The 11,660-nt window shown below is 67.6% G+C and carries 11 protein-coding genes; 8 read left to right on the top strand and 3 right to left on the bottom strand.

Annotated elements, in window-relative coordinates; translation table 11 throughout:
• The first annotated feature begins 366 nt into the window (after positions 1-366).
• The gene (groES, locus tag A5707_RS14000) at positions 367-669 is read left to right on the top strand and encodes a co-chaperone GroES (protein ID WP_045384501.1); all 303 of its coding nucleotides are present in this window, start codon (positions 367-369) and stop codon (positions 667-669) included.
• Between the two features lie 85 nt (positions 670-754).
• Positions 755-2,374 (top strand): chaperonin GroEL, encoded by a 1,620-nt coding sequence (gene groL / locus A5707_RS13995; RefSeq protein WP_065015056.1) that lies wholly within the window; start codon positions 755-757, stop codon positions 2,372-2,374.
• Between the two features lie 433 nt (positions 2,375-2,807).
• On the opposite strand, the gene A5707_RS13990 is transcribed toward groL, so the two are convergent.
• Positions 2,808-3,533, bottom strand: a complete 726-nt coding sequence (locus A5707_RS13990; RefSeq protein WP_065015055.1) for a superoxide dismutase family protein — start codon at positions 3,531-3,533, stop codon at positions 2,808-2,810.
• A 131-nt stretch (positions 3,534-3,664) separates the two neighbouring features.
• Between A5707_RS13990 and A5707_RS13985 the strand changes: the two genes are divergently transcribed.
• Positions 3,665-5,185 carry an adenylate/guanylate cyclase domain-containing protein gene (locus A5707_RS13985; RefSeq protein WP_065015054.1) on the top strand — a complete coding sequence of 507 codons (1,521 nt, stop codon included), beginning with the start codon at positions 3,665-3,667 and terminating at the stop codon, positions 5,183-5,185.
• Here the strand turns inward: A5707_RS13985 and A5707_RS13980 are convergent.
• Complete coding sequence (locus A5707_RS13980) at positions 5,182-5,490, bottom strand: WhiB family transcriptional regulator (protein ID WP_065015053.1); 309 nt, start codon at positions 5,488-5,490, stop codon at positions 5,182-5,184. The two genes, A5707_RS13985 and A5707_RS13980, sit on opposite strands and share 4 nt — an antisense overlap.
• 351 nt (positions 5,491-5,841) lie before the next feature.
• Between A5707_RS13980 and A5707_RS13975 the strand changes: the two genes are divergently transcribed.
• From A5707_RS13975 to A5707_RS13965, 3 genes are all read left to right on the top strand, one after another.
• Positions 5,842-6,648 carry a hypothetical protein gene (locus A5707_RS13975; protein ID WP_419866427.1) on the top strand — a complete coding sequence of 269 codons (807 nt, stop codon included), beginning with the start codon at positions 5,842-5,844 and terminating at the stop codon, positions 6,646-6,648.
• Between the two features lie 90 nt (positions 6,649-6,738).
• Entirely contained in the window at positions 6,739-7,317 is a 579-nt protein-coding gene (locus tag A5707_RS13970) for a sigma-70 family RNA polymerase sigma factor (RefSeq protein ID WP_065015051.1), read from the top strand.
• Positions 7,310-8,329 (top strand): anti-sigma-D factor RsdA, encoded by a 1,020-nt coding sequence (locus A5707_RS13965; protein WP_065015050.1) that lies wholly within the window; start codon positions 7,310-7,312, stop codon positions 8,327-8,329. Before A5707_RS13970 ends, A5707_RS13965 begins: the two co-directional genes overlap by 8 nt.
• On the opposite strand, the gene A5707_RS13960 is transcribed toward A5707_RS13965, so the two are convergent.
• A complete protein-coding gene (locus A5707_RS13960) occupies positions 8,326-8,718 on the bottom strand; it encodes a DUF5319 domain-containing protein (protein ID WP_065015049.1) in 393 nt (130 codons plus the stop codon). The genes A5707_RS13965 and A5707_RS13960 overlap by 4 nt on opposite strands.
• 150 nt (positions 8,719-8,868) lie before the next feature.
• Between A5707_RS13960 and guaB the strand changes: the two genes are divergently transcribed.
• On the top strand, positions 8,869-10,446 hold the full coding sequence (gene guaB, locus A5707_RS13955) for an IMP dehydrogenase (RefSeq protein WP_065015072.1): 1,578 nt from the start codon (positions 8,869-8,871) through the stop codon (positions 10,444-10,446).
• Between the two features lie 20 nt (positions 10,447-10,466).
• Entirely contained in the window at positions 10,467-11,594 is a 1,128-nt protein-coding gene (locus tag A5707_RS13950; RefSeq protein WP_156657920.1) for a GuaB3 family IMP dehydrogenase-related protein, read from the top strand.
• The last annotated feature ends 66 nt before the right edge of the window (positions 11,595-11,660 follow it).

Below are 11,660 nucleotides of genomic sequence, written 5' to 3'. Positions count from 1 at the left end.
GGCCCTGCGCTGCCTCAAACGCCACCTCGCCCGCAACGTCTTTCGTCGCCTACACGCCGACCACCAAACCCGCCAACAACCCGACCTTCACGCAGCCGCTTGACATAGGAGCAATGTGTTCCCGGTCCGACACGCCGCGTGGGGACCGGGAACACGCACGCTCGGCCACGAAGGGGCAGAAGCAACAGGGGGACCTTGAGTGCTAGCACTCGCGTGTATAGAGTGCTAGGTGGCAATCGGGCAATCCCTGTGTCGGCACCCGCGACGACGACGCTAGGGCGCGGCCGAAAGCCGAACACCTGGTAATTCGAAGGGTTCGGGGAGCAGCCCCGAGCTCACACACTGATCAAGTGGAGGGCTCCAATCGTGGCGAGCGTGAACATCAAGCCACTCGAGGACAAGATCCTCGTACAGGCCAACGAGGCCGAGACCACGACCGCTTCCGGTCTGGTCATTCCCGACACCGCCAAGGAGAAGCCGCAGGAAGGCACCGTCGTCGCCGTCGGCCCCGGCCGGTGGGACGAGGACGGCGAGAAGCGAATCCCGCTGGACGTGTCCGAAGGTGACACCGTCATCTACAGCAAGTACGGCGGCACCGAGATCAAGTACAACGGCGAGGAGTACCTGATCCTGTCGGCCCGCGACGTGCTGGCCGTCGTCTCCAAGTAGCAACAGGCGTGTTCCGCCCCGGCGATCCCCGCAGTACGCGGGTGATTTCCGGGGCGGTTCGCTCTAGCCGGGACAGGAAAGACTTATGAGCAAGCAGATTGAGTTCAACGAAACCGCGCGCCGCGCCATGGAGGCCGGGGTGGACAAGCTCGCCGACGCGGTGCGCGTCACCCTCGGGCCACGCGGTCGGCATGTAGTGCTGGCCAAAGCTTTTGGTGGCCCCGCGGTCACCAACGACGGCGTCACCGTGGCCCGCGACATCGACCTGGAAGACCCGTTCGAGAACCTCGGCGCTCAGCTGGTGAAGTCGGTGGCCACCAAGACCAACGACGTCGCCGGTGACGGCACCACCACCGCCACCGTGTTGGCGCAGGCGCTGATCAAGGCCGGGCTGCGCAACGTGGCCGCCGGCGCCAACCCGATCGCGTTGGGTGCGGGCATCAGCAAGGCCGCCGACGCGGTGTCGGAGGCGCTGCTGGCAGCCGCCACCCCGGTGTCCGGCAAGACCGGCATCGCGCAGGTGGCCACCGTGTCGTCGCGCGACGAACAGATCGGCGAGCTGGTCGGCGAGGCGATGACCAAGGTCGGCCATGACGGCGTGGTCAGCGTCGAGGAGTCGTCGACGCTGTCCACCGAGCTGGAGTTCACCGAGGGTGTCGGCTTCGACAAGGGCTTCCTGTCGGCGTACTTCGTCACCGACTTCGATGCGCAACAGGCCGTGCTCGACGACGCCCTGGTCCTGTTGCACCGCGACAAGATCAGCTCGCTGCCCGACCTGCTGCCGTTGCTGGAGAAGGTGGCCGAAGCGGGCAAGCCGCTGCTGGTGATCGCCGAGGACGTCGAGGGCGAGGCGTTGTCGACGCTGGTGGTCAACGCGATTCGCAAGACGCTCAAGGCCGTCGCGGTCAAGGCGCCGTTCTTCGGCGATCGCCGCAAGGCCTTCCTTGAAGACCTCGCCATCGTGACCGGCGGTCAGGTGATCAACCCCGACGTCGGCCTAGTGCTGCGGGAGGCCGGCCTGGACGTGCTGGGCTCGGCGCGGCGCGTGGTGGTCAGCAAGGACGACACCGTCATCGTCGAGGGCGGCGGCGGCCAAGACGCCATCGCCGACCGGGCCAAGCAGTTGCGTTCGGAGATCGAGACGACGGACTCGGACTGGGACCGCGAAAAGCTCGAAGAGCGGTTGGCCAAGCTGGCCGGCGGGGTGGCCGTCATCAAAGTCGGTGCCGCCACCGAGACCGCGCTCAAGGAACGCAAGGAAAGCGTCGAGGACGCCGTCGCCGCCGCCAAGGCCGCGGTCGAAGAGGGCATTGTCACCGGCGGTGGGTCGGCGTTGTTGCAGGCGCGCAAGGCGTTGACCGAGCTGCGCGGGTCGCTGTCCGGTGACGAGATCCTCGGCGTCGACGTGTTCTCCGATGCGCTCAGCGCGCCGTTGTACTGGATTGCCGTCAACGCCGGGCTCGACGGCTCGGTGGTGGTCCACAAGGTCGACGAGCTGCCGGCCGGGCATGGTCTGAATGCGGCCACGCTGGACTACGGCGACCTGGCTGCCGCCGGCGTCATCGACCCGGTCAAGGTCACCCGCTCGGCGGTGCTCAACGCGGCATCGGTTGCCCGCATGGTGCTCACCACCGAGACGGCGGTGGTCGACAAGCCGGCTGAGCCTGAGGACGACGGGCACGGGCACGGTCACCATCACCACTAGGTGACTGAACAAACGAGCGCCCCCGGCCCTGGAATGGCCGGGGGTGTTCTCGTCTGATCCCCCAGGGGTGGCTGCAGCTAATCCACGGCTAGAGCCGCCGGCATGAGGTCATCAGCTAATGCACCAATTGTCTTGTGCCGCTTGAGCTGCGATGATGCTGCATGTGCACAAACGCGAACATCAAGACGACGACAGCGTGGTGGACTGGCCGTGGTGCATAGGGCAGGACATACCGCCGTACGTCTTCATACCTCCATCAGATGTACCGGCTAGTGAGTGGATAGCGGACATACCGGTCACGGACTGAGCAGCTTGTTGCTGCCACCTTGCCCGCCTGCCGCCTCGCGTCGGTGAAGCCGACAGGCCGGAAACCCGGGGCATGAGGTTGGTTCGCGAACCTCGTCGCGGGTCCGTCAGATTTTTGTTCAGTGCGTCAGGTGCCGGGCGGAAGGCTCGGTGGCGTCGTCGCGGTGGTGGTGGGCGTGGACGTGACGGTCGGGGTACTGGTGACCGTGACGGTGCTCGTGCTCGTGGACGGCGGTGGAACGACGGTCGTGGTGGTGACGGTAGTTGTCTCCGTGGTCGTCGACGTCGTCGTGGTCGCCGCTGAGATCACCCCGCAGGCAATCCGTTTGACCGACTCACCGGTTGGGCTGTCGCCGAGATTGTCCGGGTCCTGGTGAATGATCAACGCGGTACCCGAGCTGGTCTTCAGGTCCTCGGCGCTAAACGCGCCAGTCGTCGTGACGAGTTTCGCCGCGCCGTCAGGGCGAACCTGCAACGCAGTCAGTTCGCCACTGGCGGGATAACCGGTGTGATTCGGCGTCTGGAAGACGTCGCCGGCCGAGTCGAAGTTGGCCTCGCATTTGCCCACCGAGTGGATTTGGAGCCCGTGAAAACCGGGGGTCAAGACCTGGTTGGGTCCGGCTTCCACGGTCACCGTCGCATACCCGTTCGTGAAATCAAACGTGGCGGTGGCGACTTCAGTCCCGTCGGCGCTCTTCACCTGGCTGGTTATCTTCTCCGCATTCTCCGCGCCGGGCGAGGTACTGCTGAGCGGAGACGTATTGGGCTGGCTGGCGTTCTGCTTTGCGCATGCGCCTAACGGTGAGATGGCCGCGGTAAACACCGCGACCGCTAAGACTGCGCCCTTTTTCATGGGCGCAACTTACCCCAACGAACAATGCAGAAGCGGGCACGACTCGCGTCGGCCACATTGCGCACGGTATTCGCGTGGCGGGCTGTGCACAATCACCCAGCTCAGCGCTCGTTTCCGTTTAATCTCCCACCATGGACCGCTTCTGTCGGTGGGCATGGGATCGGCACGGCGCAAGGTACTCATGGGTGGTCGCCGCGGTCGCTTTCGTGGTCCCGCTTCCGATCTACCTCTTTCTGTCGTTCGCCATCGTGGCATTCGAGCACTCCAGTCACTACCTCGAAGCGGCCGCCGTCACGGGTGTTGCCCTGCCGGTGCTCGCGTACGCGGTGGTGCTGCCCGGCCGTGGCGAATGGCGGGTTGTCGAGCGATGGGCCGCGGGCGACGTGGTCGATCCAGTGCGAGCACTGCAAGCCACTTACGACTGGACTCGCGATGGGGTTGTGCGCGCGGTAGCGGTCTTCTCGGTGTGGGCAGCCGTGTTGTCGGTCGTCGTCGGTGGCATAGCCGGCGCGACCGGCCTGCGGCTGCTTCAGTATGCGGTCCTGGGTGCCGCTGTCGGGACCGGCTCCCATCTGATCGGTGTGCACACTGTGGCGGAACTGCCGATGCGGCCGGTACGGGCCGCCCTTGCCGGTGGCACCGGGATCGGTGACTCCCTGCCCCGCTCTCGCCCCACCTTCGCGGCGTGGTCGAACCTGGCCATGCTCGCGGCCGCATTCGTGTTTTCCGTCGTGGGCGCGATGGTGGCGGCAGTATCCGGTTGGGCCGACCAGAACCCCGTTCTGTGTGTCGTGATCGGTTGCGGGTTGGCGCTAATCTTCGCGGTGCCGATAACGGTCGGCGTTGCCTTCGCGCCGTCGCTACAGCCGATTCGCGACCTTGCCGCAGGCACCAAACGCGTCGCGGCGGGCGACTACAACCAACGTCTGCCGGTGGTCCAAGACGACGACCTCGGCGCGCTGGCGGCGTCGTTCAACCGCATGCAGGCGGGTTTGGCTGAGCGGCAGCGACTTCAGGCGGCGTTCGGAACCTACGTCGATCCCGCTCTGGCGGCGCGGTTGCTTCAGCAGGGCGACGACGTCTTCACCGGCGAGCGCCGCGAGGTGACCGTGATGTTCGTCGACATTCGCGACTTCACGCCGTTCGCCGAGGCCAACACCGCCGAGGACACCGTCGCGCGCCTCAACGCCTTGTTCGAGATCGTGGTGCCCGCCGTCGTCGACGCCGGCGGACACGTCAACAAGTTTCTCGGCGACGGCGCACTGGCCGTCTTCGGCGCCCCCAACGACCTCGAAGCTCATGCCGACGCCGCGGTGGCTGCGGCGGTGCTGATTCAACGCCTCGTGGCCGAGCGATTCGACGGCGCGCTTCGCATCGGCATCGGCATCAACACCGGAAAGGTGATCGCCGGCACCATCGGAGCCGGGGGCAAGCTCGAGTTCACCTTGATCGGCGACACTGTCAACGTCGCCGCCCGCGTCGAACAGCTCACCAAAACCACCGGCGACGCGATTCTGCTCACCCAGCAGTCAGTCGACGCCCTGGCTCGCCGCCCAGACGGACTGGCCGACAGGGGATTTCACGCTCTGAAGGGGAAGTCTGCTGCCGTGCAGGTGTACGGGCTGGACCGTGATCCGGTACCGCTCAGTTAGGCCGTGCGGCGAATCCCGCGGGAGCGGCCCAAGTCGCGCTTGAGCAACAGATCGCGTTCGGTCTCCGACAGACCGCCCCAGATGCCGTAGGGCTCGCCGACCTCCAGCGCGTGGGTGCGGCACTGCTCGATCACCGGGCAGCGTCGGCACATTTCCTTGGCGCGGCGTTCGCGTTGCAGACGAGCCCGGCCGCGCTCCCCGTCGGGATGGAAGAACACCGACGAATCCACCCCTCGGCAAGCGCCTTGCAGTTGCCAATCCCAGATATCGGCGTTGGGTCCCGGTAGTTGCTCTGGCTGTGGCATTGGAAACTCCTCTCCGCGTGCGCATGTGGAGACCAGTTTTCGAACAGGCAGGTCGCCAGCTGGTTCGAGCAACGTCGCCGATGACTACTCGCTGACATTAAGGTATGGGTATCGCGGAAATTCCGTCAATCTCGGCTTGTGTGACCGAATATCCAACTGTGCCTTGAGAATTTACTTCGCGTTCATCGCCGCGATGCAATTGTTGGGGGCACTAGGTGCTACCGCGACGATGCTCTATGTCGGGATTTGCCTGCTCGCGCTTAGGCGGTATGGAAACCACGAGGATTAATACCGGCCCTGGGTTAATGTCGCCGTAACAAAGAAACCACGAACTTTTAACTAATGCTCACAGTGATTGATACCCGTTGCGCTTCGAAGATCGAGGCAACCCTTACCGCAGCGGCGTTCGGAGATCAGCCCGGACGCTGGCCGCTGCCGACCGCGCACACCCCGCAGCAGCTGTGGCTGCGCGCGGTCGCAGCGGGCGGGCAGGGCCGCTACGGCAACGCGCGCACCGATTTGGCGACGCTTATCCGCGCTGCGCCGAGCGGTCGGCTGGCGTCGCTGGCGCACAGCACGCGGGCATCGTTTCTGCGGCAGCTCGGATGGCACGCCCTCGCCCGCGGTTGGGACGGCCGCGCGTTGGCGCTGGCCGGGAGCGATCCCGAGGCGCGCGCCGACGCGGTGATCGGACTGGCCGCCGACGCCCTGGGCGTGGGTCGGTTCGCGGCCTCGGCGGCGTTGCTCCGCCGCGCGGAGCCCTTGGCGGAATCGGCGGGCCAGCGGTTGGCGGTGCGCCGCGCCTGGGTCACTGCCGAGCTGGCGATGGCGAGCGGCGACGGCCAGCGCGCAGTCAGTCATGCCGAGATCGCAGTCGAGCTGGCCGCGGCCGCCGACTCGGCGCGGCATCGGGTCAAAAGCGCCGTGGTGCTCGCCGCTGCGCTGTGCAGCGCCGGCGACCTGAATCGGGCCCGCGCCGTCGGCGAGGCGGCGCTGCAGGACACCGACCAGTGGGGTCTGGCGCCGCTGCGCTGGGCCGTGGCCTGCCTGCTGGTCGACCTCGGCAGCACTGCGCATACCAACCAAGCGCTGCGCGAGATCCGCGACACGGCCGCCGAACACGTGCGCCACGCCGGAGGGGTCTGGAGCGCGCGCTAACCGGGAAACAGCGAAGCGGACCTTATGGTTTTAGCTGGGTCGCCGTGCCGGGCTGTGTTCGGTTCGTAACGTTGGAGATATCGCCGTCGAATGACAGTGCAGGAAGAACGTCTCGACGCTGTTGTCGCTGACGCTGTGGCAGGGGATCGGGACGCGCTTCGAGAAGTGCTGGAAACGATCCGCCCGATCGTCATTCGCTACTGCCGCGCGCGCCTCGGCACGATCGAGCGGGGCGGCCTCTCGGCCGATGACGTCGCGCAGGAGGTGTGCTTGGCCGCCATCACGGCGCTGCCGCGCTACCGGGACCGCGGACGCCCCTTCCTGGCCTTTGTGTACGGCATCGCCGCACACAAAGTGGCTGACGCGCACCGCGCCGCCGGCCGCGACCTGTCCTACCCGGCGGAATCGCTTCCCGAGCGACGCTCAACCGATGCGGGGCCCGAGCAGTTGGCCGTCGAAGCCGATTCGGTGAGCCGGATGGCGGAATTGCTCGAGATCTTGCCCGACAAACAGCGCGAGATCCTGATTCTGCGGGTCGTGGTCGGGCTGAGCGCCGAGGAGACCGCCACCGCCGTCGGCACCAGCGCGGGCGCGGTCCGAGTGGCACAACACCGCGCGCTGACCCGGTTGAAGTCCGAAATCGTCGCGGCAGGACGTGACTATGTCTGATTACGGTCGCACCCCGTTTGACCAACCCGACCTGGCCGCGTTGGCGCACACCGACCGGCTGCTTGACGCCCTGGCGACACGCGAGCCCGTCGGCTTCCCCGAGTTCGTGGAACCCGGCGACGACGCGCTGGCCGCGCTGCTGGCGGACTGGCGCGACGACTTGAGGTGGCCGCCGGCAAGCGGCTTGGTCAGCGACGCCGAGGCCATCGCGGCGCTGGAACGCGGACTGACCGACCAGCCGCCCCGCCGGCGCGGCCTAGCGCTGGCCGGGTCGGCCGCCGCGGCGGTGCTGGCGCTGGGTGGCTTCGGCGCTCTGGTGGGCAACGCGCAGCCCGGCGACGCGCTCTACGGGATGCACAGGATGCTGTTCGGGGAACCACCGTCAGTGCATGACGATCGCGTCGAACTGGCCGCCAAAACCGAGCTGGAGCAAGTCCAGCAAATGATCAACCAAGGTCAGTGGAGCCAGGCGCAGGACAAGCTCGCCGCGGTCAACGACAGTGTGCAAACCGTCAACGACACCAGCCGCAAACAGCAGCTGGTCGATCAGATGAATCAGTTGAACGCCAAGGTCGCCACCCACGATCCCAATGCCACCGTCGCCCCCAGCACGGTGCCCGACCCCGGGGTGCCACCGGCGACCACGACGACGATGCCGGTGAGCGTCTCGGCGTCCAGCTCCGAGCCCACCACCTCGGTGCCGTCCTCTGCTGCGGCGCCGACCACGACCGCACCGGCCGCGACAACCACGGCAAGCCCGGTGCCGGCCTCGACGCCGACGTCGGTGCCGCCCGCCGCGGCCTCGCAAACCCCGCCCAGCCCGTCGACCTCGGCGCCGCCGACCGCCAATGCGACCACGCCGACGACGTCAGCACCGACGCCCGCTCAGTCGCCCTCACAGGTGGTCACTGTGACTCAAACCACGCAGATGCCGTCGACTGCGGCGAAAAGCACCAGCCAACAACCCGTTCCGAGTAGTGACGGAAAAAACGACGGTCCGGGTGAAAATTAGCTTTCCGTCGTCGCCTCGTTGAGCGAGGCATCGGCGTACCCGCGGCAGTAATCCCAGGTCACGTAGGCATCTGGTTCCGGGTCATAGGCCGGCTCATGGGGGCGGACGGTCCCGTCGACGAGCAACTGCAACAGGTTGGCGCGCAACATGTCCCAGTCGTGGTAGTGGTCCTGCTGACATTCGTCGCAGCACACCACCAGACCGCGAATACCCTTGTGCGCCAACAATGCCTCATATACCGCGAGGTCGGCCAAGTCGGCTTCGACCGCCATCCGCTCCTGGGCATCCAGCGGCTGACCCGGCTCGACGGCATCCAGCGCCGCCGACGGATCGCATGGGTCATCGGCAAAGGGGTCGGGCGGCAAACCCGGTGGGAGGTAGTCGCGCACGGCTCCACATTACGCAGCCGGGTTGGTATCGCGCCAGCGGTCTAGCCGCTGCCGACCGGCCACGCCGCGGTCCGCGAGCCACAATCCAGCGCGAAGCGCCGAGCCGATAGGATGGGATCTTCACTCCGCCTGCGTATGGAGGCCTCATCGATGACCGGTCTTGACGGCAGCGCCGACCTGATTGTCAGCCCGTCCGCCCGCGTCGGTGGCATGCCTGACGACGCGGTGCCCACCGGCGGCGACGACCCGCACAAGGTCGCGATGCTCGGGCTGACTTTCGATGACGTGCTGCTGTTGCCGGCAGCCTCCGATGTGGTACCCGCCACCGCGGATACCTCCAGCCAGCTCACCAAGAAAATCCGGCTCAAGGTGCCGTTGGTCAGCTCGGCGATGGACACCGTCACCGAGGCGCGGATGGCGATCGCGATGGCCCGCGCCGGCGGCATGGGGGTGCTGCACCGCAACCTGCCCGTCGCCGAACAAGCCGGGCAGGTCGAGACCGTGAAGCGGTCGGAGGCGGGCATGGTCACCGATCCGGTCACCTGTCGGCCGGACAACACGCTGGCCGAGGTCGACGCGATGTGCGCCCGATTCCGCATCTCGGGACTGCCGGTGGTCGACGACGCCGGCGCGTTGGTGGGCATCATCACCAATCGCGACATGCGCTTCGAGGTCGACCAATCCAAGCCGGTGGCCGAGGTGATGACCAAAGCCCCGCTGATCACCGCGCAGGAAGGTGTCACGGCCGACGCCGCGCTGGGCCTGCTGCGCCGGCACAAAATCGAGAAGCTGCCGATCGTCGACGGACGCGGCCGGCTGACCGGGCTGATCACCGTCAAGGACTTCGTCAAGACCGAACAACACCCGCTGGCCACCAAGGACAGCGACGGCCGGTTGCTGGTCGGCGCGGCCGTCGGGGTCGGCGACGACGCCTGGACGCGGGCCATGACGCTGGCCGACGCAGGCGCCGACGTGCTGGTCGTCGACACCGCGCACGCGCACAACCGGCTGGTGCTCGACATGGTCGGCAAACTCAAGGCCGAAGTCGGCGACCGGGTCGAAGTGGTCGGCGGCAACGTCGCCACCCGCTCGGCGGCCGCGGCGCTCGTCGAAGCCGGCGCCGACGCCGTCAAAGTGGGCGTGGGCCCGGGCTCGATCTGCACCACCCGGGTGGTGGCCGGAGTCGGGGCGCCGCAGATCACCGCAATTCTGGAGGCCGTCGCGGTGTGCGGGCCCGCGGGCGTACCGGTGATCGCCGACGGCGGCCTGCAGTACTCCGGCGACATCGCTAAGGCGCTGGCCGCTGGCGCGTCGACGGCGATGCTGGGTTCGCTGCTGGCCGGCACCGCCGAAGCGCCCGGCGAGCTGATCTTCGTCAACGGCAAGCAGTACAAGAGCTACCGCGGCATGGGGTCGCTGGGGGCCATGCAGGGCCGCGCGGAGGGCAAGTCGTACTCCAAGGACCGCTATTTCCAGGACGACGTGCTCTCCGAGGACAAGCTGGTGCCCGAGGGCATCGAGGGCCGGGTACCGTTCCGCGGCCCGCTGTCGACGGTGATCCACCAGCTCACCGGTGGGCTGCGCGCGGCGATGGGATACACCGGCTCCACCACCATCGAGGCTTTGCAGCACGCGCAATTCGTCCGGATCACCGCGGCGGGCCTGAAAGAAAGCCACCCGCACGACATCACGATGACCGTCGAAGCGCCCAACTACTACGTGCGGTGAATGGGTCGTTCATGCGTGACATGGTCGAGATCGGCATGGGCCGCACCGCCCGTCGTACCTACGAACTCGACGACATCAACATCGTCCCGTCCCGGCGCACCCGCTCCTCGCAGGATGTGTCGACGGCCTGGCAGCTCGACGCGTACCGGTTCGAGATCCCCGTCATCGCCCACCCGACCGATGCCCTGGTGTCTCCGGAATTCGCGATCGAGCTGGGCCGGCTCGGCGGCCTGGGAGTGCTCAACGGCGAAGGGCTGATCGGCCGGCACGCCGACGTGGCGGCCAAGATCGACCAGGTTGTCGAGGCCGCGGCCAAAGAACCCGAACCCTCGGCGGCGATCCGGCTGCTGCAGCAATTCCACGCCGCGCCGCTGGATCCCGAGCTGCTGGGCGCCGCGGTGGCCCGCATTCGCGAGGCCGGCGTGACCACCGCGGTGCGGGTGAGCCCGCAGAACGCGCAGGCGCTGACCCCGGCGCTGGTGGCCGCCGGTATCGACCTGCTTGTCATCCAGGGCACGATCATCTCCGCCGAACGCGTCGCCAGCGACGGCGAGCCGCTCAACCTCAAGACGTTCATCTCCGAGCTCGACGTGCCGGTGGTGGCCGGCGGGGTGCTCGACCACCGCACCGCGCTGCACCTGATGCGCACCGGGGCTGCCGGCGTCATCGTCGGCTACGGCTCGACACGCGGTGTGACCACCAGCGACGAGGTGCTGGGCATCAGCGTGCCGATGGCCACCGCGATCGCCGACGCCGCCGCGGCCCGCCGCGAATACCTCGACGAGACGGGCGGCCGCTACGTGCATGTGCTGGCCGATGGGGACATCCACACCTCCGGCGAGCTGGCCAAGGCGATTGCCTGCGGCGCCGATGCGGTGGTGCTGGGCACGCCGCTGGCCGAGGCGGCCGAAGCGCTCGGCGACGGGTGGTTCTGGCCGGCCGCCGCGGCGCACCCGTCGCTGCCGCGCGGCGCGCTGTTGCAGGTCGCCATCGGGGAACGGCCGCCGCTGCGCCAGGTCCTCAGCGGCCCGTCCGACGACCCGTTCGGCTCGCTGAACCTCGTCGGTGGTTTGCGCCGTTCGATGGCCAAGGCCGGGTACTGCGACCTCAAGGAATTCCAGAAGGTCGGCCTGACCGTCGGCAGTTGACGAGCCGCCGCCCGCCCCCACCGCCGAGCGTGAACTTAGCTTCACGTTGGGCACCGAGCGTGAACC

It is taken from the genome of Mycobacterium kyorinense, assembly GCF_001672775.1.
Lineage (GTDB): Bacteria > Actinomycetota > Actinomycetes > Mycobacteriales > Mycobacteriaceae > Mycobacterium > Mycobacterium kyorinense_A.
This window is presented reverse-complemented; position numbering and strand designations above follow the sequence as displayed.

What these genes read in the sequence shown, in the direction of transcription:
- groL (WP_065015056.1), top strand. Translation starts at nt 755, where the DNA reads ATGAGCAAGCAGATTGAGTTCAACGAAACCGCGCGCCGCGCCATGGAG.
- A5707_RS13990 (WP_065015055.1), bottom strand. Translation starts at nt 3,533, where the DNA reads ATGAAAAAGGGCGCAGTCTTAGCGGTCGCGGTGTTTACCGCGGCCATC.
- A5707_RS13985 (WP_065015054.1), top strand. Translation starts at nt 3,665, where the DNA reads ATGGACCGCTTCTGTCGGTGGGCATGGGATCGGCACGGCGCAAGGTAC.
- A5707_RS13980 (WP_065015053.1), bottom strand. Translation starts at nt 5,490, where the DNA reads ATGCCACAGCCAGAGCAACTACCGGGACCCAACGCCGATATCTGGGAT.
- A5707_RS13970 (WP_065015051.1), top strand. Translation starts at nt 6,739, where the DNA reads ATGACAGTGCAGGAAGAACGTCTCGACGCTGTTGTCGCTGACGCTGTG.
- A5707_RS13965 (WP_065015050.1), top strand. Translation starts at nt 7,310, where the DNA reads ATGTCTGATTACGGTCGCACCCCGTTTGACCAACCCGACCTGGCCGCG.
- guaB (WP_065015072.1), top strand. Translation starts at nt 8,869, where the DNA reads ATGACCGGTCTTGACGGCAGCGCCGACCTGATTGTCAGCCCGTCCGCC.
- A5707_RS13950 (WP_156657920.1), top strand. Translation starts at nt 10,467, where the DNA reads ATGGTCGAGATCGGCATGGGCCGCACCGCCCGTCGTACCTACGAACTC.